This window comes from Pluralibacter sp., from assembly GCF_019237635.1.
In the GTDB taxonomy this organism is placed as follows: Bacteria; Pseudomonadota; Gammaproteobacteria; order Enterobacterales; family Enterobacteriaceae; genus Enterobacter_B.
This window is the reverse complement of sequence record NZ_JAFAGS010000094.1, coordinates 1-21694: the sequence shown is the minus strand read 5'-3', so window position 1 is coordinate 21694 and position 21694 is coordinate 1. Positions and strand designations below refer to the sequence as shown.

Sequence of the window (21694 nt, the reverse complement as noted above, 5' to 3'; positions counted from 1 at the left end):
CCCTAAGGCAGGCCGCCAGACGTTACCAGGACTGGGTTGCTTTGAAGGAATCGAGGACGCCTTTCAGCTTGCCTTCGATTTCGTCGTTATAGCCACCGGACTGGTTGATCTCTTGCATCAGCGGAGCATGGTCACGGTCAACATAAGCCATCAGAGCGGCTTCGAAGCTACCGATTTTCGCCAGTTCAACATCCGCCAGGTAACCACGTTCAGCTGCGAACAGAACCAGAGACTGATGCGCAACGGACATCGGCGCATACTGTTTCTGCTTCAGCAATTCGGTCACTTTCTGACCGTGATCGAGCTGTTTACGGGTTGCATCATCAAGGTCGGATGCAAACTGGGAGAATGCCGCCAGTTCACGATACTGCGCCAGCGCGGTACGGATACCACCGGACAGTTTCTTCATGATCTTGGTCTGAGCTGCACCACCAACACGGGATACGGAGATACCCGGGTTAACCGCCGGACGAATACCGGAGTTGAACAGGCTGGTTTCCAGGAAGATCTGACCATCGGTAATGGAGATTACGTTGGTCGGAACGAACGCGGAAACGTCACCTGCCTGCGTTTCGATAATCGGCAGCGCGGTCAGAGAACCAGTTTTCCCTTTCACTTCACCTTTGGTGAAGGCTTCGACGTATTCGGCGTTAACACGCGCAGCACGCTCCAACAGACGAGAGTGGAGGTAGAATACGTCGCCCGGGAATGCTTCACGTCCTGGCGGACGACGGAGCAGCAGGGAGATCTGACGGTATGCAACAGCCTGTTTGGACAGGTCATCGTAAACGATCAGCGCATCTTCGCCGCGGTCGCGGAAGTATTCGCCCATTGAGCAACCCGCGTATGCCGCGAGGTACTGCAGTGCAGCGGATTCAGAAGCGGTAGCCACCACAACGATGGTGTTAGCCAGCGCGCCGTGCTCTTCCAGCTTACGAACCACGTTCGCGATGGTAGACGCTTTCTGACCGATAGCGACATACACGCACTTGATGCCGGAGTCACGCTGGTTGATGATGGCGTCGATAGCCAGCGCGGTTTTACCGGTCTGACGGTCACCGATGATCAGTTCACGCTGACCACGACCGATTGGGATCATGGCATCAACGGATTTATAACCGGTCTGAACCGGCTGATCGACGGACTGACGTTCGATTACGCCCGGCGCGATAACTTCGATTGGGGAGAAGCCATCGTGCTCAACCGGACCTTTACCGTCGATTGGCGCACCCAAGGTGTTCACCACGCGACCCAGCAGGCCGCGGCCAACCGGAACTTCAAGAATACGGCCAGTACACTTCACCTTCATGCCTTCGGCGAGGTCAGCGTATGGGCCCATGACCACCGCACCTACGGAGTCGCGCTCCAGGTTCAGTGCGATAGCGTAACGGTTACCCGGCAGGGAGATCATTTCACCCTGCATACAATCGGCCAGGCCGTGGATACGGATAACACCGTCACTTACAGAAACAATTGTACCTTCGTTGTGCGCTTCGCTCACAACGTTGAACTGAGCAATGCGCTGCTTGATCAGTTCGCTGATTTCGGTGGAATTCAGTTGCATGCTCCAGTCCCCTTAAGACTGCAAGACGTCTGCAAGGCGCTCAAGACGGCCGCGTACGCTGCCATCAATGACCATATCACCCGCTCGGATGATAACGCCTGCCATTACAGACTTATCGATTTTGCAATTCAGCTTCACTTTGCGTGACAGACGTTTTTCCATCGCGACGGTGATTTTCGAAAGCTGTTCTTCACTCAGTTGGGTCGCAGAAGTCACTTCAACTTCTGCGGTAGCCTCGCTAAGGGCACGTAAGTGCGCAAACTGCTCAAGAACATCCGGGAGCACTCTCAGACGACCATTTTCCGCCATTACCCGAATCAGGTTCTGGCCGTTGGTATCCAGTTGCTCACCGCATACGGCGATAAACGACTCAGCAAGCGTTTCTGGCGCCAGCGCGCCAGAAAGAAGCTCAGCCATTTGGTCGTTCTTCGTCACCTCGGCGGCAAACGCCAGCATATTCTGCCAGCGGTCGACGTTCTGGTGTTCGACGGCAAAGTCAAAAGCTGCTTTGGCGTAGGGGCGAGCTACCGTAACAAATTCAGACATCAGCCCCTCCCTCCTTACAGTTCAGCGACAAGTTTATCCACGATGTCGCTGTTAGCAGCTTCATCCACGGAACGTTCGATGATCTTCTCGGCACCAGCAACAGCCAGAATCGCGACCTGCTTACGCAGCTCTTCGCGAGCACGTTTACGCTCGGCATCAATTTCTGCCTGTGCTTGCGCAACGATTTTGCTACGTTCCTGTTCTGCTTCCGCTTTCGCTTCGTCCAGGATCTGAGAACGGCGCTTGTTCGCCTGCTCAATGATTACCTGGGCTTCCGCTTTCGCTTTTTTCAGCTGGTCGGTCGCGTTGGCCTGTGCAAGGTCCAAATCTTTCTTAGCGCGTTCAGCAGAAGCAAGGCCGTCAGAAATCTCTTTTTGACGCTTTTCAATGGCTGCCATTAACGGCGGCCATACGTACTTCATGCAGAACCAAACAAAGATAACAAACGCGATGGCCTGGCCGAGGATTGTTGCGTTCATGTTCACAGCACAATACCTCTTAAAATTAACAACTGTGGCTTAGGTTTATTCCGTGCAACTTACTACGCGACAGCAAACATCACGTACAGACCCAGACCTACAGCGATCATCGGGATAGCATCCACCAGACCCATAACGATAAAGAACTGAGTACGCAGCAGAGGAATCAGATCCGGCTGACGCGCTGCGCCTTCCAGGAATTTACCCCCGAGGATGCCGATACCGATCGCAGCACCGATTGCCGCAAGACCCATCATCACAGCGGCAGCCATGTACAGCAGATCCATATTCAGGTTTTCCATGACAGTCTCCAGTTTGTTTCAGTTAAAACGTAGTAGTGTTGGTAAAGAATCAATGCTCTTCAGATGCCATCGACAGATAGACAATCGTCAGAACCATGAAGATAAAGGCTTGCAGCGTAATGATCAGGATGTGGAAAATGGCCCAAGGCACATTCAGAAGCCACTGTGACCACCACGGCAGAAGACCCGCGATCAGAATGAAAATCAGCTCACCCGCATACATGTTGCCGAACAGTCGCAGACCGAGAGAAATCGGTTTGGACAGCAGGCTGACGCCTTCCAGGATTAAGTTAACCGGAATGAACGCCCAGTGGTTGAATGGCTGCAAGGTCAGCTCTTTCACAAAGCCGCTTACGCCTTTCATTTTGATACTGTAGAAAAGAATCAGGATAAATACGCCCAGCGCCATAGACAGGGTGATGTTCACGTCAGCTGACGGTACCACGCGCAGTGCAGGCAGGCCGAAAATGTGTTCACCGATGTATGGCAGCAAGTCGATTGGCAGCAGGTCCATCAGGTTCATCAGGAAAACCCAAACGAACACGGTGAGGGCCAGCGGAGCAATAACCTTGCTCTTGCCGTGGTACATGTCTTTAACGCTGCCATGGACGAAGCCGATGATCATTTCGATAAAGGTCTGGAATTTCCCTGGCACGCCGCTGGTCGCTTTCTTCGCCACGCTGCGGAACATCACCAGGAACAACAGCCCCAGTGCGACCGAAAAGAACATGGAGTCAATGTTGAGCGTCCAGAAGGTGGCCGGGGCGTTATGCGGATCCACCAGCGAGAATGTACGCAGGTCCAGCTGAAGGTTGTTCAGGTGGTGACCTATGTAATCCTGCGGCGTCATATTTTCTGAAGCCATGATGCCTTTTACCCTTTGTTGTTGATTACCGCTGGCGCCAGAATTTGTACCACCAGCACCAAAACCCACGTCACAATCAGCGGCACAAACACCGCTTTGACAACCGCCAGCGCCATCACCAGGAGGGCAAAGGTCAGCAACACCTTAAACACTTCGCCGAACGCGAAGGACCAGGCCACGCGGCCTTTGGCAGGTGTATGCGCCTGATGACGCCAGGCAAAAATCATAAACAACATATTTGGCACTATGACCGCCAAACCTCCGCACACTGCGGAAATGCCCCAGAAGGGGTCTTTGAGACAAAACAGCAGTCCACTTGCTGTTACTGCCAGAAACTGAATGAACAGAAGCTTACGAGCAACGTTTCTACTCAAGAGCGACACAGACATCACGTTTTTACTCCTGCTCCCTTCGAGGTATGCCGCGTGTCGTATAAAACGTTCTTTAAGGCTCAGAGTCAAGCATCAAAAAGCGGACAAATTATACGGTGACGCCTCGTGAATTCAAACAATAAGTAGCGAAAAGGTGAATAAATGTTTAAATATTTTTCGGGACCACGGTTCTCACACTTTTAATGAAAGTGTGAACGATCAGTCAAAACTGCAAACAACGCGAAAACACCAACTTTAAAGCGTGCATCCGATCACAAAAAAAACATTTTCGTGTTTATCGTAATGACGCAGATAAATAATTCCTGGTTTTCATCATTCTGAAATTTATAACAAATTTCCTGAACTATTTTTAAAACAGCCCGATACAAGACAAAAACCATTCATTGACAATCATAATAAAATTTTAACAACAGTATGCTATTCACCAGACCAACTTTTAGCACGCTGATATTTTCACAGTTGACTATTCCGCGTGTTGACAAAAAGCGGGTCGTTAATGAAAAGCAAAAAAGCAGTAATCGTTGGGTTAAATGTAACCGGACGTATCGCTGCTTTTGTCGCCGAATTTTAACACTTCTCAGTGGTGCTAAACTTCACATTTTTTGATAAAAATTAAATTTTGGTTGGCTTAATCATCACCAGATGACGCTCGCCTTCCAACTGCGGAACCCGAAGTTTTACTATCTCTTCAACCGTATATCCGGCGGGCAGCATCGCTATCTCGTCATCCGGCAGTTGCCCCTTCAGCGCATAAAATCGGCCGTTTTCCCCAGGAAGGTGGTGACACCAGCTCACCATGTCATTGAGCGAGGCGAACGCCCGGCTAATCACGCCGTCAAACGGCGGCTGCGCCGGAAAGTCTTCTACGCGGCTTTGTACCGGCATCACGTTATCCAGCTTAAGCTCGTGCTGCACCTGACGCAGGAAGCGTACGCGCTTGCCCAGGCTATCCAGCAGCGTAAAGTGCGCCTCAGGGCGAACGATAGACAACGGAATCCCCGGCAACCCTGGTCCCGTACCCACATCGATAAAACGTTCACCCTGCAGGTGCGGCGCTACCACGATACTGTCGAGAATATGGCGGATTAACATCTCGTTAGGGTCGCGTACGGAGGTGAGGTTGTACGCCTTGTTCCATTTGTTCAGCATATCGACATAGGCCACCAGCTGATTTTTCTGGTGATCGGTGAGCGAAATGCCTGCTTTATCCAGCAGACGAGAAAGTGTGTTGAGCACGGTGAATACCTGTTCGAAATGTTGTAGGGCGGGTAAACAAAGCGCTACCCGCCAGAATGGTACTGAGGGTCTGCCGTTACGCGCTGCGGCGCAGCATACCCTGTTTTTTCAGCCAGACCAGCAAAATTGAAATCGCCGCTGGCGTGATCCCGGAGATTCGCGACGCCTGTCCGATGGATGACGGTTTGTGATCGTTCAGTTTGGCGATCACTTCGTTGGATAAGCCCGTCACCTGGCGGTAATCCAGGGTCGCTGGCAGCAACGTGTTTTCATTGCGCTGCTGTTTTTCGATCTCATCCTGCTGACGCGCGATATAGCCTTCGTATTTGACCTGAATCTCAACCTGCTCTGCCGCCTGCTCGTCTTCAAGGCCCGGCGCGAACGGTGAAAGCTGCACCAACTGTTCGTAGGTCATCTCCGGACGACGCAGCAGATCCTCGCCGCTGGCTTCACGGGACAGGGGCGCGGTCAGGTGAGTATTCACTTCCGCCGCCGTCTCAGCAGATGGCGTCACCCAGGTCGATTTCAGACGCTGACGTTCGCGTTCGATGCATTCCAGCTTCTCGTTGAAGCGCGCCCAGCGAACATCGTCAACCAGGCCAAGCTCGCGACCCATTTCCGTCAGACGTAGATCGGCGTTGTCTTCGCGCAGCATCAGGCGGTATTCCGCACGCGAGGTGAACATGCGGTAAGGCTCTTTGGTGCCGAGCGTACACAGGTCGTCCACCAGCACGCCGAGATAGGCCTGGGAACGTGATGGTGCCCATCCCTCTTTTTCGGCAGAGAAGCGCGCGGCGTTCAGACCGGCCAACAGCCCCTGAGCGGCCGCTTCTTCATAGCCGGTGGTGCCGTTGATCTGTCCGGCAAAGAACAGGCCGTGGATAAATTTGCTTTCCAGCGTTGGCTTCAGGTCGCGCGGATCGAAGAAATCGTATTCGATAGCATAGCCTGGACGAACGATTCTCGCGTTTTCCATTCCCTGCATGGAACGAACAATTTGCATTTGCACGTCAAAGGGCAGGCTGGTGGAGATACCGTTTGGATAAATCTCGTTAGAGGTCAGTCCTTCCGGTTCAAGGAAGATCTGGTGCTGATTACGATCGGCAAAGCGCATCACTTTGTCTTCGATAGACGGGCAGTAGCGCGGGCCGATCCCTTCGATCACCCCGGCATACATCGGGCTGCGATCGAGGTTATTGCGGATCACATCATGCGTTTTTTCATTGGTGTGCGTGATGTAGCACGGAACCTGACGCGGGTGCTGCGCGGCATTGCCCATAAACGAAAACACCGGCAGCGGGGTGTCGCCATGCTGCTGGGCCAGCACGCTGAAATCAATAGTCCGGGCGTCAATGCGCGGCGGCGTACCGGTTTTAAGGCGGCTGACACGCAGCGGCAGCTCACGCAAACGGCGGGACAGAGAGATGGACGGCGGATCGCCTGCACGGCCACCGCTGTAGTTATCCAGCCCAATATGAATTTTGCCGTCAAGGAAAGTACCCACCGTCAGGACGACGGCTTTTGCACGGAACTTAAGGCCCATTTGGGTCACTGCGCCGACAACACGATCGTTTTCGACGATCAGATCCTCAACCGCCTGCTGGAAAATCATCAGGTTCGGCTGGTTTTCCAGCGCGGTACGCACAGCCTGGCGGTAGAGCACGCGATCGGCCTGTGCGCGAGTGGCACGAACTGCCGGGCCTTTACTCGCGTTTAGTATCCTAAACTGAATGCCTGCCTGGTCAATCGCGGTTGCCATCAGGCCGCCAAGCGCATCCACTTCTTTCACCAGGTGTCCTTTCCCAATACCGCCGATCGCCGGGTTGCAGCTCATCTGCCCCAGAGTGTCGATATTGTGTGTCAAAAGCAGGGTCTGTTGCCCCATACGTGCTGCGGCCATCGCGGCCTCAGTACCTGCATGACCCCCGCCAATGATGATGACGTCAAAAGGATCCTGATAAAACATGTGGTCTGCCTCGCATAACGCGGTATGAAAATGGATTGAAGCCCGGGCCGTGGATTCTACTCAACTTTGCGCGCCGGAGAAAGCACCCGGGATCCTGGGTATTAAAAAGAAGATCTTTTTATATAGAGATCTGTTCTATTGTGATCTCTTATTAGGATCGCCCTTTGTTGTGGATAAGTGGGATCCTGTTTTTAAGATCAAATGCTTAGGGAGGATCACAATCTGTGAATGATCGGTGATCCTGGTCCGTATAAGCTGGGATCAGAATGAAGGGTTATGCACAACTCAAAAACTAGCCAAACCTTATTATTGGGATAACTACCGGTTGATCCAAGCTTTTAACCAGACTTATCCACAGAAGATCGCACGATCTTTACACTTCTCAGAGCAAATTTTTCCAGGATCCGACCCAAATTTCCGCCGGATCTTCCGGAATGTCGTGCTCAAGGACGTTGATTTTGAGCGTTTCGCCAAGCTGTTTTGCTCCGCAGGCCTTCAGCGCGTCGTCGATTTTCTCGATGGCACCGCAAAAGGTGTCATATTCCCGGCTGCCAATACCCACTGCGCCAAAGCGTACAGCGGACAGATCCGGTTTTTCTTCCTTTATAGCATCGTAGAACGGCAACAGGTTGTCCGGGATATCTCCCGCACCGTGGGTGGAGCTGATAACCAGCCAGATCCCTTCTTTATTAAGATCGTCAAGCAGGGGGCCGTGCAGCGTCTGCGTCGTAAAACCCGCATCTTCCAGCTTTTCCGCCAGATGCTCTGCTACGTATTCGGCGCCGCCAAGGGTGCTGCCGCTGATAAGGGTTATCTCTGCCATGATCGTCCACTCAACCACTCTGAGTGGCGTATTGTACGCTGTGTGTGAGCTGGGATCTACCTGTGGAAAGCTGTGGGATTAAAAAGCCCGATCACGGGCGGATAGTGCGCATGATCGGGTTCTGCAGGGAGATCAACGTCTCGGTGGACTGAATTTCATCGATTGTTTGGATCTTGTTGATAAGTACCTGCTGTAGCGCATCGATAGAGCGGCACATCACCTTAATAAAGATACTGTAGTGGCCGGTGGTGTAGTAGGCCTCGGTCACCTCATCGAGACTTTCCAGCTTCGCCAGCGCGGAGGGATAGTCTTTAGCGCTTTTCAGGATAATGCCGATAAAACAGCAGACATCGTAACCCAGCTGCTTCGGGCTCACGTCGATACGCGCGCCGGTGATAATGCCAGCCTGCTTCATTTTTTCTACCCGGACGTGAATCGTGCCGGGACTGACGCCAAACTGCTTCGCCAGTTCGGCATAGGCGGTACGGGCGTTAGCCATCAACGCCTCAAGAATGCCGCGGTCCAGATTGTCGATCTGATAATTTTCCATCGCTTTTTCTTATGAAGATTAATGATTCGCTCTATTTTAGCGCTTCGTATTGATGAATTAAAAGTGAAGTGGGCTTTTTGTTGTTTGATTATTGAATTAGTTGCCGGTTTTGTTGCTTAATCAATGGAACAGGACGCAGGAGTATAAATATGAAAACCGCTTATATCGCAAAACAACGCCAGATCAGTTTCGTTAAATCCCATTTTTCCCGCCAGCTTGAAGAGAAGCTCGGTCTGATTGAAGTCCAGGCGCCGATCTTAAGCCGCGTAGGCGACGGGACGCAGGATAACCTTTCTGGTTGCGAAAAAGCGGTGCAGGTTAAAGTGAAAACACTGCCTGACGCCCAGTTCGAAGTGGTTCACTCACTGGCGAAGTGGAAGCGTCAAACCCTGGGACAACACGACTTCAGCGCGGGCGAAGGGCTGTACACGCACATGAAGGCCCTTCGCCCCGATGAAGACCGACTTTCCGCTATCCATTCCGTGTATGTCGACCAGTGGGACTGGGAACGCGTGATGGGTGACGGCGAACGCCACACCGGTACGCTGAAAGCCACCGTCGAGGCGATTTATGCCGGGATCAAAGCGACCGAAGCGGCAGTCAGTCAAGAATTCGGCCTGACGCCGTTCCTGCCGGAGACTATCCACTTTGTCCACAGCCAGGCGCTGCTGAGCCGCTTCCCGAGTCTCGATGCCAAAGGCCGCGAGCGCGCGATCGCCAAAGAGCTGGGCGCTGTGTTTCTGGTTGGGATCGGCGGCAAACTGTCTGACGGCCAGCGCCATGACGTGCGTGCGCCGGATTATGACGACTGGAGCAGCGTCGGCGAGCGTGAGTTTGCCGGGCTCAACGGCGATATTCTGGTGTGGAACCCGGTTCTGGAAGACGCCTTCGAGCTTTCTTCAATGGGGATCCGCGTGGATGCCGATGCGTTAAAACGCCAGTTAGCGCTCACGGGGGACGAAGACCGTCTGCAGCTTGAATGGCACCAGGCGCTGCTCAGAGGGGAAATGCCGCAGACCATCGGCGGGGGGATCGGGCAGTCTCGTTTGACGATGTTGTTGCTGCAACTGTCGCATATCGGCCAGGTTCAGTGCGGCGTCTGGCCGCAACAGGTACGCGAAAGCGTCGGTTCGCTGCTGTAATTAGCGCTGCCAGCGCCGGATAAGACGGCTGCGTAATCCGGTATCAAAGCGCCAGATATGATCGAAAATGCGCATGATGCCGGGTTTGCCGTGCGCTGACATCGCGACGGCATGAAAGCGGTGCTGATGATGGCGCTGAAGTTCTCCCACCTTATTGACGACGTCATCCGGTAGCCGCTGGGCGATAAAATCGGAAATGACCACCGCATCAGCGTCGTACCACTCCGGGTTTTGCAGCCTTTCGATAATGGCGCGAAAACAGCTGGCGATATCTGTGCCGCCGCGAAAGCGCTGGCTTAAGAAGCGGATCGCCTGTTCAATGCCGTGCGGTCCCGTCAGCTCGTAACGCACCACCTCGCTTGAGAAGAGCATAATAAAGCAGCGCCGGTTGTCGGCCAGCGCAACCCGCATCAGCGCCAGACAGAAGGCTTTAGCGCATTGCTCGTTAAAACCGCCCATGGAGCCAGAGGTATCCACACAGACGATAAACGGCCCGCGCGGCTGTTCATCCACATCCTGGTGCACCACCGGGCGCTCGCTGATTTTCTCCCGCCAGGCATCGCCGTGTAGCCGGTAGGTGAGCAGCTGTTTTTCCACCAGCCGGCGGTAAAACTCATATTCCAGTTCGGTAATACCAAGGGTCGCCAGCTCTGGCGGCAGCAGGCGCAGGATATCGTCGCTTTGCTGCAGGCCATCCACCTGTTCCGGTACCGTGGCCGGTTCCCGCACCAGCGTGCGGAAGGTTTCCATCGGCGAATCTTTCTTCGGGACCGATTTTGCCTCTCTGGAGCGACCAAGCTGCTCTGCCAGTTTCATCAGTTCGGGCTGCTGGCTGAGAAAATCACCGTATTTGACGATAAGTTGCCAGTCGCCTCGTCTGAGCTGGCCCGCGCTCATATCCCACAACCGCCCGGCGGCGTTCTCGTTTTCGACCAGAATCGGCTCCAACTGGCCGCTGAGCGTCATCCGCTCCTGCACTTCGCTGAGCAGCTGTTCGCGCTCCTCTTCGAGCAACTGTTGGTTAAGCGTGGTGGCCTGCACCACGAGACTTAGCCGCCAGCGTTGCAAAAACAGCGTATGCATGGCGGCGGTAAAGGTGGCGTTATCGTCCACCAGTTGTTGCGCCTGGGCGGCAAATGGCGAGTGAACCTGATGCAGCAGCGCCAGAATTTGCGGCAGTTGTACGATAAACTGTGTGGTCGACAGCGACTGAGCACGCTGGAAGCAGGCGACTTCCTCGCTCAGTTCCTGAGGCACCGGAATCTCTTTGAGCCGTCGCCGGAGCCCCTCCCGCCAGCGGGGAATATCTTCTGAGATGGCGTTTTTCAGCCGGGGAAATTTTTCAAAGAACACGGCCAACTGCGGGGAGGCCAGCAGGGCAAGGATCATCTCTTCGATCAATCCCTCCTCGCTGACTGCCAGCATTACATTGAGCGTGTCCAGAGTGAGCATTAGTGTCGCGCCTGTTTTATCTGTGCGCCTACATCCTGCAGGCTTGCCTCAATACGACCTAACCAGTCGCCCTGAATAAACAGGCACTTTTGCTGTTCGCTAAAGCGGTTGTGCTGTTGGTACCACTCTTCTTCGAGCGCGTCCAGTTGCTGTTTTATCTCGGCAGGCATGCTGTCAGCCGATGTGCTTCCCGGCAGCGCCAGGCGGGTACCCTGCAGGCTCACGTCCCTGACGACCAGGTGTTGGCTGGCGTCAACGTCCATATTTAACACCTGCGCAAAACCAATACCGTTAAGTTTACCGCGGATCTCGCCGCCTTTTTCCAGCCAGTTTACCAGCGGTTGGCGTTCAAGGGTGATATGCACAACGTTCATATCGTGCAGCTTGAGCGGCTGCTGTAAAAGCAGGGTCAGCGTGGCATCCTGCAGCTCCGCCGGGAGTTCATAGTGCGGTTTGCGGCTGAACATTCCGCCGAGTTTAGTCACTTTTAACGCCGTTTTATCGCTTTGCTGCTGCTGGAGCTGTAATCGGCGCTGGGTAATAGCGCCCAGGCGGGTGAGCATGGCCTGCTGCTGCCAGGCGTGCCCGGTCATCAATATGTCCATCTGCTGCTGCATCAGATTCATGCTCTGAGCATCGTGCCACAGACAGTCTTTCAGCAGGATTAAATCCACAGGCGCAATGGCGTCGCGACCGCTGAAGAAGGCGCTGGCTTGCAGCAGACGGATCGCTTTTTTCCAGCGACGGTCTGACACATAGGGGGCGTTAGGCAGCGTATCCAGCTGCTGGCGCAACTGATAGATAAGCTCAAAGATGCTGTCGGTGAGCTTCACAGCACCGATTTGCGTCTGCCACTCGTGAAACTCTTCGTCAGTCACCTGGAGGTTTTCCGGCACCGGGTTGCTGGTTTCATCCTGCTGGCTTACCAGCATTGAACGGAAATTTCCCTTATCCTGGACTTTGTCCAGCCACAGGCGGATCAGCATACGGTCATAGAGCGCCTCAAGGCTGCTATCGGCTTCCGGTAATTCATTGGAGGCCGCCACCAGCAGGCGCATCGGGATTTTCGCTTCGCGGGCGCCGTTGCGGAAGTGGCGTTCGTTGATGGCGGTGAGCAGGGTGTTGAGAATAGCCGGTCCCGCTTTCCAGATCTCATCGAGAAAAACGATTTCGGCCTCGGGTAAATACCCCTGGGTCAGACGCTCATAGCGTCCTTCATCTTTTAACGCCTGGATGGAGAGGGGACCGAAAACTTCTTCAGGGGTGGAAAAGCGGGTCATCAGATATTCAAAAGCGCGGGCGTGCCGGAAGGCGAATTTTAAGCGGCGGGCGATAAGGCTTTTCGCGATGCCTGGCGGCCCGAGGAGAAAAACGCTTTCACCGCTGAGTGCCGCCAGTAGACAGAGCCGGATGGCGTGGCTACGCTCAAAGACGCCTTTTTCCAGTGCGCCGCTGAGCCGGGAAATTCTTTCTGCTAATAAATGTGATTGCGTCATAATAGAGTGGTATCCCTCCGCTTTTTATCCAGCTATCAAGCGATTATAGCCGCTAGTACAGGACGGGTAATAGAGCGGGGAATGCCTGAATTTTTTTTGAGCCAGGTTAATTTGCGTTGAGTTAGGGGTACGATTTCGCAGTTAATCGTGCATACTGTGCGTTTTTTGTGGGCCAAGGGACTAAGCACACATTTGTTTTATAATGTTTTATAAACGAAAGACTAGTCTATGAGCACTGATAATAAGCAATCGTTGCCCGCGATAACCCTCGCGGCAATTGGCGTGGTTTACGGCGATATCGGGACCAGCCCACTTTATACGCTTCGTGAATGTTTGTCTGGCCAGTTCGGCTTTGGTGTTGAACGTGACGCCGTGTTTGGTTTTCTGTCACTGATTTTCTGGCTACTGATTTTTACCGTTTCCATCAAATATATTACTTTCGTGATGCGCGCGGACAACGCCGGGGAAGGCGGCATCCTGACACTGATGTCGCTGGCAGGTCGCAACACGTCGGCGCGAATGACCTCAGTACTGGTGATCCTCGGACTTATCGGCGGCAGTTTTTTCTATGGCGAGGTGGTTATCACCCCGGCAATCTCGGTGATGTCGGCAATAGAGGGGCTCGAAATTATCGCGCCGCAGCTCGACAGTTGGATAGTGCCGATATCCATCGTCGTACTTACGCTGCTGTTCGCCATCCAGAAACACGGCACCGGCATTGTGGGTAAACTGTTTGCCCCGATCATGCTTATCTGGTTCCTGTTGCTGGCGGTGCTGGGCGCACGAAGCATCATCGCGAATCCGGAAGTGCTGCAGGCGCTGAATCCTTACTGGGCGGTACACTTTTTCCTCGAGTACAAAACCGTCTCCTTTGTTGCGTTAGGCGCGGTGGTGCTTTCTATCACCGGCGTGGAAGCGCTGTATGCGGATATGGGCCATTTCGGCAAGCTACCGATTCGCGTCGCCTGGTTCACGGTGGTGCTGCCGTCGCTGGCGCTTAACTATTTTGGCCAGGGCGCGCTGCTGCTGAAGAATCCGGAAGCGATTAAGAACCCGTTCTTCCTGCTGGCGCCGGAATGGGCGCTGATCCCGATGCTTATCATCGCAACCCTGGCGACGGTTATCGCCTCGCAGGCGGTTATCTCCGGCGTGTTCTCCCTGACCCGTCAGGCGGTGCGTCTGGGCTATCTGTCGCCGATGCGCATCATTCATACCTCCGAGATGGAGTCCGGGCAGATCTACATTCCGTTCGTTAACTGGATGCTGTATGTGGCGGTCGTTATCGTTATCGTGAGCTTTGAACACTCAAGTAACCTGGCGGCGGCATACGGTATTGCGGTGACGGGAACGATGGTGCTGACGTCGATTCTCTCCACCACGGTGGCGTTCAGAAACTGGCACTGGAACAAATACCTTGTGGGATGCATCCTTTTTGCCTTCCTGTTCATTGATGTGCCGCTGTTCTCGGCAAACCTCGATAAGCTGTTCTCCGGCGGCTGGCTGCCGTTGAGCCTGGGTCTGGTCATGTTCCTTATCATGACCACCTGGAAAAGCGAACGCTTCCGCCTACTGCGCCGTATGCACGAACATGGCAACTCTCTGGAAGCGATGATCGCATCGCTGGAGAAATCGCCGCCGGTGCGTGTGCCGGGAACCGCGGTGTATATGTCTCGCGCCCTGAACGTGATTCCCTTTGCCATGCTGCATAACCTGAAACACAACAAGGTGCTGCATGAACGCGTGATTCTGCTGACGCTGCGTACGGAAGATGCTCCTTATGTGCATAACGTCCGCCGTGTGCAGATTGAGCAACTGTCACCGTCGTTCTGGCGCGTGGTAGCAAGCTACGGATGGCGTGAGACGCCGAACGTGGAAGAAGTTTTCCATCGCTGTGGGCTGGAAGGTCTGAGCTGCCGGATGATGGAGACATCGTTCTTTATGTCCCACGAGTCGTTAATCATTGGCGACAGGCCGTGGTATCTGCGTCTGCGCGGCAAGCTGTATCTGATTTTGCAGCGTAACGCCCTGCGTGCGCCTGACCAGTTTGAGATCCCGCCTAACCGCGTGATTGAGCTGGGAACGCAGGTCGAGATTTAAGTTTTCAACCTATGCCGGGTAAACGTCGTGTTACCCGGCAGCCTCCTCTTCTTTTGTATCCCGGCATTTCACTGAGCGAAACGTTTCGACAGTGATCACAATTCTGTTACGTCCTGATGGTTTCCTGAACACTTTTGCGGCTACACTTATTTCAGCGAAACGTTTCGCTAGTGGAGCAGAAAGATGAAGAAAGGTGCGGTGCTTAATTCTGAAATTTCCTCGGTCATTTCCCGCCTTGGGCATACCGATACGCTGGTGGTGTGTGATGCAGGTTTACCTATCCCTCACAGCACGCAACGTATTGATATGGCATTAACCCAGGGAGTGCCTTCGTTTATGCAGGTGCTGGAAGTGGTTACCGCAGAAATGCAGGTTGAGGCGGCCATTCTCGCAGCGGAAATCAAACAACATAATCCGCAGCTTCACGAAACGTTGCTCAAGTTTATTGAGCAACTGCAACAACACCAGGGAAACACCATAGAAATTCGTTACACCCCCCATGAGCAATTCAAAAAACAAACCGCGGACAGTCAGGCGGTAATTCGCAGCGGGGAGTGCTCCCCGTATGCGAATATTATTCTCTGTGCTGGCGTCACGTTCTGAGGCCATCATGGACGCATTATTGCAGCTTAAAGGTATCGACAAAGCTTTCCCGGGCGTAAAAGCCCTTTCCGGCGCGTCGCTGAATGTTTATCCGGGGCGTGTAATGGCGCTGGTGGGTGAAAACGGCGCCGGTAAATCCACTATGATGAAAGTGCTGACCGGCATCTACACGCGAGATGCCGGTTCGCTCTCGTGGCTGGGAAAAGAAACCACCTTCAACGGTCCGAAGTCGTCGCAGGAAGCCGGGATCGGCATTATCCACCAGGAGCTGAACCTGATCCCGCAACTGACGATTGCGGAAAACATCTTCCTCGGCCGTGAGTTTGTTAACCGTTTTGGCAAGATCGACTGGAAAACCATGTACGCCGAAGCCGACAAGCTGCTGGCGAAGCTTAACCTGCGCTTTAAGAGCGACAGGCTGGTGGGTGAACTGTCGATCGGCGACCAGCAGATGGTGGAAATCGCCAAAGTGCTGAGCTTCGAGTCGAAGGTTATCATTATGGATGAGCCGACGGACGCGCTCACCGATACCGAAACCGAATCGCTGTTCCGCGTTATCCGCGAACTAAAATCGCAGGGGCGCGGCATTGTCTATATTTCCCACCGCATGAAAGAGATCTTCGAGATTTGCGACGACGTGACCGTCTTTCGCGACGGGCAGTTTATCGCCGAGCGTGAAGTGGCATCGCTTACCGAAGATTCGCTGATTGAAATGATGGTCGGTCGTAAGCTTGAAGATCAGTACCCGCATCTGGATAAAGCAGCGGGCGACCTTCGTCTGAAGGTGGATAACCTGTGCGGCCCGGGGGTTGAAAACGTCAGCTTTACCCTGCGCAAAGGCGAAATTCTTGGCGTATCCGGCCTGATGGGCGCGGGGCGCACGGAGTTGATGAAGGTGCTTTACGGCGCGCTGCCGCGTACCAGCGGGTACGTCACGCTGGATGGCCATGAAGTGGTCACCAAATCCCCGCAAGATGGGCTTGCGAACGGTATTGTCTATATTTCTGAAGACCGTAAACGTGACGGCCTGGTGCTGGGCATGTCGGTAAAAGAGAACATGTCCCTGACCGCTCTGCGCTACTTCAGCCGCAGCGGCGGGAGCCTGAAACATAAGGATGAACAGCAGGCAGTGAGTGATTTCATCCGTCTGTTTAACGTCAAAACGCCCTCAATGGAACAGGCGATTGGCCTGCTTTCCGGGGGGAATCAGCAGAAAGTGGCGATTGCCCGTGGTCTGATGACCCGACCCAAAGTGCTGATCCTCGATGAGCCGACCCGCGGCGTCGATGTCGGGGCGAAAAAAGAGATCTATCAGCTGATTAACCAGTTTAAGGCTGATGGCCTGAGCATCATCCTCGTCTCGTCCGAGATGCCGGAAGTGCTGGGCATGAGCGACCGCATCATCGTGATGCATGAAGGGCATCTCAGCGGTGAATTCACACGCGAGCAGGCCACTCAGGAAGTTTTGATGGCTGCCGCTGTGGGTAAGCTTAATCGTGTGAATCAGGAGTAAAAAAGATGACTACCCAGGCTGCTACTGGTCGCCGTTATTTCACTAAAGCGTGGCTGATGGAGCAAAAATCGCTGATTGCCCTGCTGGTGCTGATTGCGATTGTTTCGACCATGAGTCCGAACTTTTTTACCGTCAACAACCTGTTCAACATCCTGCAGCAAACCTCCGTTAACGCCATTATGGCGGTGGGGATGACGTTGGTCATTTTGACTTCGGGGATCGATCTGTCCGTCGGTTCTCTGCTGGCGCTGACCGGCGCGGTCGCCGCGTCGATTGTCGGTATTGAAGTGAATGCGCTGGTCGCTGTTGCCGCCGCTCTCGCATTAGGTGCGGCAATCGGCGCCATGACCGGCGTGATTGTCGCTAAGGGGCGCGTTCAGGCATTTATCGCCACGCTGGTGATGATGCTGCTGCTGCGCGGCGTCACCATGGTGTACACCAATGGCAGCCCGGTGAATACAGGGTTTACCGACAATGCCGATCTGTTTGGCTGGTTCGGTATCGGCCGCCCGCTGGGTATCCCGACGCCGGTGTGGATCATGGCGATTGTCTTCCTGGCGGCCTGGTACATGCTGCACCATACTCGTCTCGGCCGCTATATTTATGCGCTGGGCGGTAACGAAGCGGCGACGCGCCTGTCCGGCATTAGCGTCAACAAAGTTAAAATTATCGTTTATTCGCTGTGTGGTTTGCTGGCCTCTCTGGCGGGCATCATTGAGGTGGCGCGTCTTTCCTCTGCACAGCCAACGGCGGGTACCGGTTACGAGCTGGACGCTATCGCCGCGGTGGTGCTTGGCGGTACCAGCCTGGCGGGCGGCAAAGGTCGCATTGTTGGGACGTTGATCGGCGCACTGATTCTTGGTTTCCTGAATAATGGTTTGAATTTGTTAGGTGTTTCCTCCTATTACCAGATGATCGTCAAAGCGGTGGTGATTTTGCTGGCGGTGCTGGTAGACAACAAAAAGCAGTAACTGACGACACTACAGGACATCTCTGATATGAACATGAAAAAACTGGCTACCCTGGTTTCTGCTGTTGCGTTGAGCGCAACCGTAAGCGCAAACGCGATGGCGAAAGACACCATTGCGCTGGTCATCTCCACCCTGAATAACCCGTTCTTCGTTTCTCTGAAGGAGGGCGCGCAGAAAGAAGCGGACAAACTGGGTTATAACCTGGTGGTTCTGGATTCCCAGAACAACCCGGCGAAAGAGCTGGCAAACGTTCAGGACTTAACCGTTCGCGGCACCAAAATCCTGCTGATCAACCCGACCGATTCCGACGCGGTAGGTAACGCCGTTAAGATGGCTAACCAGGCGAAGATCCCGGTTATCACCCTTGATCGCGTTGCGTCTAAAGGCGAAGTGGTAAGCCATATTGCGTCTGATAACGTGCTGGGCGGCAAAATTGCGGGCGACTACATCGCGAAAAAAGCGGGTGAAGGCGCCAAAGTTATCGAACTGCAGGGTATTGCCGGGACGTCTGCGGCACGTGAGCGTGGCGAAGGCTTCCAGCAGGCCGTTGCGGCGCACAAATTTAACGTACTGGCCAGCCAGCCGGCAGATTTTGACCGTACTAAAGGTCTGAACGTCATGCAGAACCTGCTGACCGCGCATCCGGACGTGCAGGCCGTATTCGCCCAGAACGATGAAATGGCGCTGGGTGCGCTGCGCGCGCTGCAGACTGCAGGTAAATCTGATGTGATGGTTGTCGGATTTGACGGTACGCCGGATGGTGAAAAAGCGGTAAATGATGGCAAACTGGCAGCGACCGTTGCCCAGTTGCCGGAGCAGATTGGCGCGAAAGGCGTTGAGACTGCCGATAAGGTACTGAAAGGCGAGAAGGTTCAGGCCAAGTATCCGGTTGACCTGAAACTGGTCATCAAGCAGTAACCCGTGATTCAGATCTGATAAGGTCTGAGGGACAACGTAAAAAAGAAAAGCAGGGCACGCGCCACCGGCGCTAACACCGGTGGCGCACTTTACGGACAGACTTAACATGAAAAACACAGGCAATCTCGTCGTCCTTGGCAGTATCAATGCCGATCACATTCTCAACCTTGATGCTTTCCCGACACCTGGCGAAACCGTCACCGGACACCATTATCAGGTCGCGTTCGGCGGTAAAGGTGCGAACCAGGCCGTTGCGGCCGGACGCAGTGGCGCGAAGATTTCGTTCATCGCCTGTACCGGTGAAGACGACATCGGCGAACGCATCCGCAAGCAACTCGCGTGCGACAACATTGATGTTGCGCCTGTGCGAGCGGTGAAAGGCGAATCGACCGGCGTGGCGCTGATTTTCGTCAACGCGGAAGGGGAGAATGTTATCGGCATTCATGCCGGCGCGAACGCGGCGCTCTCACCAGAGCAAGTGGCCGCTGAGCATGCGCGTATCGCCAGCGCCGATGCGCTGTTAATGCAGCTGGAATCTCCGCTGGAAAGCGTACTGGCGGCGGCGAAAATCGCCCACCAGAACAAAACGACCGTCGTGCTTAACCCGGCTCCGGCCCGTGCACTCCCGGATGAGCTGCTGGCGCTGGTGGACATCATCACCCCTAACGAAACCGAAGCAGAGAAGCTGACAGGCATTCGGGTAACGAACGATGACGACGCGGCGAAAGCGGCGCAGGCGCTACATGCCAAGGGCATTGACAGCGTGATTATTACGCTCGGCAGCCGCGGCGTGTGGGCGAGCCAGCAGGGTAAGGGCCAGCGCGTTCCTGGCTTTCGCGTAAAAGCTGTCGACACTATCGCCGCGGGTGATACCTTCAACGGTGCGCTGATGACCGCATTACTGGAAGAAAAGCCGTTGCCAGAAGCGCTGCGTTTCGCTCATGCGGCGGCGGCGATCGCCGTGACCCGCAAAGGGGCCCAACCCTCCGTTCCATGGCGCGAAGAGATTGATGAATTCCTACGTCAGCAGAGGTAATGCTTGGCTACCATGAAGGATGTAGCCCGCGCGGCGGGCGTTTCCACTTCAACCGTTTCTCACGTTATTAATAAAGACCGCTTTGTTAGTGAGGCTATCACTGGCAAAGTGGAAGCGGCGATCAAGAGCCTCAACTACGCGCCGTCTGCGCTGGCGCGCAGCCTCAAGCTCAATCAGACTCGCACTATCGGTATGCTGATTACCGCCAGTACCAACCCGTTTTATTCCGAACTGGTGCGCGGCGTTGAACGCAGCTGCTTTGAACGCGGCTACAGCCTGGTGTTATGCAATACCGAAGGCGATGAACAGCGAATGAACCGTAACCTTGAGACGTTGATGCAAAAACGCGTCGATGGCTTACTGTTGCTGTGCACCGAAACCCATCAGCCGTCGCAGGAAATTATGCAGCGCTACCCGTCGATTCCGACGGTGATGATGGACTGGGCGCCGTTCGACGGCGACAGCGATCTGATTCAGGACAATTCGCTGCTGGGCGGCGATATGGCGACTCAGTATTTAATCGACAAAGGCTATACCCGCATTGCCTGCATCGCCGGTCCGCTGGATAAAACCCCGGCCCGTCTGCGACTGGAAGGCTACCAGGTGGCGATGCAGCGCTGCGCCCTGCCGATCGCGCAAGGCTATATTATCACCAGCGATTTTGAATTCGGCGGCGGGTTTACCGCCATGCAGACGCTGCTTGCGCTTCATGAACCGCCTCATGCGGTCTTTGTCGGCAACGACGCCATGGCCGTGGGCGTCTATCAGGCGCTGTATCAGGCCGGTTTGCGGATCCCGCAGGATATGGCGGTGATTGGTTATGATGATATTGAACTCGCCCGCTATATGACGCCGCCGCTAACGACTATTCATCAGCCGAAGGATGAGCTGGGGGAACTGGCTATCGATGTGCTTATCCATCGCATGGCGCAACCCGGGCAGAAACAGCAGCGTGTACAGCTTACGCCCGAGCTGGTGGTGAGAGGCTCAGTCTAGCGTTTGTGCCGCTCCTTAATCAGGTTGCGGCCATCTTTTTGCTTCAGCAGTATAAACATGACCGCCGACACAATAGTAATTACCCCCATCGTAATAAAGGTGTAGTGGAACTGCTCCACGGTATTTGTACCGTCGATACCTTCATAGAAGCGCAGCACCGCCGCGCTGATCGCAACCCCAAGGCTGATGGATAGCTGCTGCGTTACCGCCAGCACGCTGTTGCCGCTGCTGGCGTTTTCGTCCGTTAAGTCGGCAAGGGTAATGGTGTTCATCGAGGTGAACTGCGTCGACATCGCCATTCCCAGCACAAACAGCGGCAAAATCAACATCCAGACCGGCATCGACGGCGTCTGCAACGAGAACTGCGCGATCATCAGCCCGATAAATACGGTGATCCCAACCAGTGTTTTCCGGTAGCCTAGCCAGTTAAGGACCTGCGTCACCGTTGATTTGGCGATAATCGAACCGACTGCCGTCGGCGCCATCATGCAGCCGGCGATAATCGCCGGATAACCAAAACCGACCTGCAGCATCAGCGGCATCAGAAATGGAACGCAGCCGGTTCCCAGGCGGGTGGCCAGGTTACCGGCAATGCCGACTGAAAAGGTGCGCGTTCTGAACATCGGTAGCGCAATCAACGGGGTAGGATGACAGCGAGCGTGAAAAATGTAGGCTGTCAGCAGCAGCAGGCTGAGGGCGACGATAGCCAGCGCAAGCCAGGTCGATACTATTTTTTCTCCGAACAGC

Annotated in this window: 21 protein-coding genes; 8 read left to right on the top strand and 13 right to left on the bottom strand. The window is 54.4% G+C overall.

Annotated features, from left to right (window positions below):
• Positions 1-22 precede the first annotated feature (22 nt).
• The 10 genes from atpA to asnC all read right to left on the bottom strand — a co-directional run bounded on the left by atpA (position 23) and on the right by asnC (position 8723).
• Positions 23-1564 (bottom strand): F0F1 ATP synthase subunit alpha, encoded by a 1542-nt coding sequence (gene atpA / locus JO226_RS11100; RefSeq protein ID WP_293579761.1) that lies wholly within the window; start codon positions 1562-1564, stop codon positions 23-25.
• A gap of 12 nt (positions 1565-1576) precedes the next feature.
• Positions 1577-2110 carry a F0F1 ATP synthase subunit delta gene (atpH, locus tag JO226_RS11095; RefSeq protein WP_293579759.1) on the bottom strand — a complete coding sequence of 178 codons (534 nt, stop codon included), beginning with the start codon at positions 2108-2110 and terminating at the stop codon, positions 1577-1579.
• A 14-nt stretch (positions 2111-2124) separates the two neighbouring features.
• The gene (atpF, locus tag JO226_RS11090) at positions 2125-2595 is read right to left on the bottom strand and encodes a F0F1 ATP synthase subunit B (protein WP_013368354.1); all 471 of its coding nucleotides are present in this window, start codon (positions 2593-2595) and stop codon (positions 2125-2127) included.
• Positions 2596-2651: 56 nt separating this feature from the next.
• Positions 2652-2891, bottom strand: a complete 240-nt coding sequence (atpE, locus tag JO226_RS11085) for a F0F1 ATP synthase subunit C (protein WP_000429386.1) — start codon at positions 2889-2891, stop codon at positions 2652-2654.
• A 49-nt stretch (positions 2892-2940) separates the two neighbouring features.
• The gene (gene atpB, locus JO226_RS11080) at positions 2941-3756 is read right to left on the bottom strand and encodes a F0F1 ATP synthase subunit A (protein WP_293568514.1); all 816 of its coding nucleotides are present in this window, start codon (positions 3754-3756) and stop codon (positions 2941-2943) included.
• An 8-nt stretch (positions 3757-3764) separates the two neighbouring features.
• Complete coding sequence (gene atpI / locus JO226_RS11075) at positions 3765-4145, bottom strand: F0F1 ATP synthase subunit I (protein ID WP_293580939.1); 381 nt, start codon at positions 4143-4145, stop codon at positions 3765-3767.
• Positions 4146-4760: 615 nt separating this feature from the next.
• The gene (gene rsmG, locus JO226_RS11070; protein ID WP_293568512.1) at positions 4761-5384 is read right to left on the bottom strand and encodes a 16S rRNA (guanine(527)-N(7))-methyltransferase RsmG; all 624 of its coding nucleotides are present in this window, start codon (positions 5382-5384) and stop codon (positions 4761-4763) included.
• A gap of 76 nt (positions 5385-5460) precedes the next feature.
• The gene (gene mnmG / locus JO226_RS11065; protein ID WP_293568510.1) at positions 5461-7350 is read right to left on the bottom strand and encodes a tRNA uridine-5-carboxymethylaminomethyl(34) synthesis enzyme MnmG; all 1890 of its coding nucleotides are present in this window, start codon (positions 7348-7350) and stop codon (positions 5461-5463) included.
• A 382-nt stretch (positions 7351-7732) separates the two neighbouring features.
• Positions 7733-8173: an FMN-binding protein MioC gene (gene mioC, locus JO226_RS11060; protein ID WP_293568507.1), complete on the bottom strand. Its 441-nt coding sequence runs from the start codon at positions 8171-8173 to the stop codon at positions 7733-7735.
• Positions 8174-8264: 91 nt separating this feature from the next.
• Complete coding sequence (gene asnC / locus JO226_RS11055; RefSeq protein WP_013368348.1) at positions 8265-8723, bottom strand: transcriptional regulator AsnC; 459 nt, start codon at positions 8721-8723, stop codon at positions 8265-8267.
• 149 nt (positions 8724-8872) lie between these two features.
• Here asnC and asnA point away from each other — a divergent pair, with 149 nt between their 5' ends.
• On the top strand, positions 8873-9865 hold the full coding sequence (asnA, locus tag JO226_RS11050) for an aspartate--ammonia ligase (RefSeq protein WP_293568492.1): 993 nt from the start codon (positions 8873-8875) through the stop codon (positions 9863-9865).
• Here asnA and viaA read toward each other — a convergent pair whose 3' ends face one another.
• Both viaA and ravA read right to left on the bottom strand, forming a co-directional pair.
• The gene (gene viaA / locus JO226_RS11045; RefSeq protein WP_293568490.1) at positions 9866-11317 is read right to left on the bottom strand and encodes an ATPase RavA stimulator ViaA; all 1452 of its coding nucleotides are present in this window, start codon (positions 11315-11317) and stop codon (positions 9866-9868) included.
• Entirely contained in the window at positions 11317-12813 is a 1497-nt protein-coding gene (gene ravA, locus JO226_RS11040) for an ATPase RavA (protein WP_293568488.1), read from the bottom strand. Before ravA ends, viaA begins: the two co-directional genes overlap by 1 nt.
• Positions 12814-13041: 228 nt before the next feature.
• Between ravA and kup the strand changes: the two genes are divergently transcribed.
• From kup to rbsR, 7 genes are all read left to right on the top strand, one after another.
• Positions 13042-14910 carry a low affinity potassium transporter Kup gene (kup, locus tag JO226_RS11035; RefSeq protein WP_293568486.1) on the top strand — a complete coding sequence of 623 codons (1869 nt, stop codon included), beginning with the start codon at positions 13042-13044 and terminating at the stop codon, positions 14908-14910.
• A 183-nt stretch (positions 14911-15093) separates the two neighbouring features.
• The gene (gene rbsD, locus JO226_RS11030; protein WP_293568483.1) at positions 15094-15513 is read left to right on the top strand and encodes a D-ribose pyranase; all 420 of its coding nucleotides are present in this window, start codon (positions 15094-15096) and stop codon (positions 15511-15513) included.
• Positions 15514-15520: 7 nt separating this feature from the next.
• Positions 15521-17026, top strand: coding sequence for a ribose ABC transporter ATP-binding protein RbsA (gene rbsA, locus JO226_RS11025; RefSeq protein ID WP_293580937.1), 1506 nt, complete (start codon positions 15521-15523; stop codon positions 17024-17026).
• A 5-nt stretch (positions 17027-17031) separates the two neighbouring features.
• Entirely contained in the window at positions 17032-17997 is a 966-nt protein-coding gene (gene rbsC, locus JO226_RS11020; protein ID WP_293568480.1) for a ribose ABC transporter permease, read from the top strand.
• 27 nt (positions 17998-18024) lie between these two features.
• Positions 18025-18915, top strand: coding sequence for a ribose ABC transporter substrate-binding protein RbsB (gene rbsB / locus JO226_RS11015; protein ID WP_293568477.1), 891 nt, complete (start codon positions 18025-18027; stop codon positions 18913-18915).
• A 106-nt stretch (positions 18916-19021) separates the two neighbouring features.
• Positions 19022-19951, top strand: coding sequence for a ribokinase (gene rbsK, locus JO226_RS11010; RefSeq protein WP_293568474.1), 930 nt, complete (start codon positions 19022-19024; stop codon positions 19949-19951).
• Positions 19952-19963: 12 nt separating this feature from the next.
• The gene (rbsR, locus tag JO226_RS11005; RefSeq protein WP_293580935.1) at positions 19964-20947 is read left to right on the top strand and encodes a ribose operon transcriptional repressor RbsR; all 984 of its coding nucleotides are present in this window, start codon (positions 19964-19966) and stop codon (positions 20945-20947) included.
• Here the strand turns inward: rbsR and JO226_RS11000 are convergent.
• On the bottom strand, positions 20944-21694 hold a 751-nt coding region (locus tag JO226_RS11000), incomplete at its 5' end, for an MFS transporter (protein ID WP_293568472.1). The two genes, rbsR and JO226_RS11000, sit on opposite strands and share 4 nt — an antisense overlap.

Excerpts from the sequence above, each read along its gene's own strand:
- atpA (WP_293579761.1), bottom strand. The coding sequence starts at position 1,564 with ATGCAACTGAATTCCACCGAAATCAGCGAACTGATCAAGCAGCGCATT.
- atpH (WP_293579759.1), bottom strand. The coding sequence starts at position 2,110 with ATGTCTGAATTTGTTACGGTAGCTCGCCCCTACGCCAAAGCAGCTTTT.
- atpE (WP_000429386.1), bottom strand. The coding sequence starts at position 2,891 with ATGGAAAACCTGAATATGGATCTGCTGTACATGGCTGCCGCTGTGATG.
- atpB (WP_293568514.1), bottom strand. The coding sequence starts at position 3,756 with ATGGCTTCAGAAAATATGACGCCGCAGGATTACATAGGTCACCACCTG.
- atpI (WP_293580939.1), bottom strand. The coding sequence starts at position 4,145 with ATGTCTGTGTCGCTCTTGAGTAGAAACGTTGCTCGTAAGCTTCTGTTC.
- mnmG (WP_293568510.1), bottom strand. The coding sequence starts at position 7,350 with ATGTTTTATCAGGATCCTTTTGACGTCATCATCATTGGCGGGGGTCAT.
- mioC (WP_293568507.1), bottom strand. The coding sequence starts at position 8,173 with ATGGCAGAGATAACCCTTATCAGCGGCAGCACCCTTGGCGGCGCCGAA.
- asnC (WP_013368348.1), bottom strand. The coding sequence starts at position 8,723 with ATGGAAAATTATCAGATCGACAATCTGGACCGCGGCATTCTTGAGGCG.
- asnA (WP_293568492.1), top strand. The coding sequence starts at position 8,873 with ATGAAAACCGCTTATATCGCAAAACAACGCCAGATCAGTTTCGTTAAA.
- viaA (WP_293568490.1), bottom strand. The coding sequence starts at position 11,317 with ATGCTCACTCTGGACACGCTCAATGTAATGCTGGCAGTCAGCGAGGAG.
- ravA (WP_293568488.1), bottom strand. The coding sequence starts at position 12,813 with ATGACGCAATCACATTTATTAGCAGAAAGAATTTCCCGGCTCAGCGGC.
- kup (WP_293568486.1), top strand. The coding sequence starts at position 13,042 with ATGAGCACTGATAATAAGCAATCGTTGCCCGCGATAACCCTCGCGGCA.
- rbsD (WP_293568483.1), top strand. The coding sequence starts at position 15,094 with ATGAAGAAAGGTGCGGTGCTTAATTCTGAAATTTCCTCGGTCATTTCC.
- rbsA (WP_293580937.1), top strand. The coding sequence starts at position 15,521 with ATGGACGCATTATTGCAGCTTAAAGGTATCGACAAAGCTTTCCCGGGC.
- rbsC (WP_293568480.1), top strand. The coding sequence starts at position 17,032 with ATGACTACCCAGGCTGCTACTGGTCGCCGTTATTTCACTAAAGCGTGG.
- rbsB (WP_293568477.1), top strand. The coding sequence starts at position 18,025 with ATGAACATGAAAAAACTGGCTACCCTGGTTTCTGCTGTTGCGTTGAGC.
- rbsK (WP_293568474.1), top strand. The coding sequence starts at position 19,022 with ATGAAAAACACAGGCAATCTCGTCGTCCTTGGCAGTATCAATGCCGAT.
- rbsR (WP_293580935.1), top strand. The coding sequence starts at position 19,964 with ATGAAGGATGTAGCCCGCGCGGCGGGCGTTTCCACTTCAACCGTTTCT.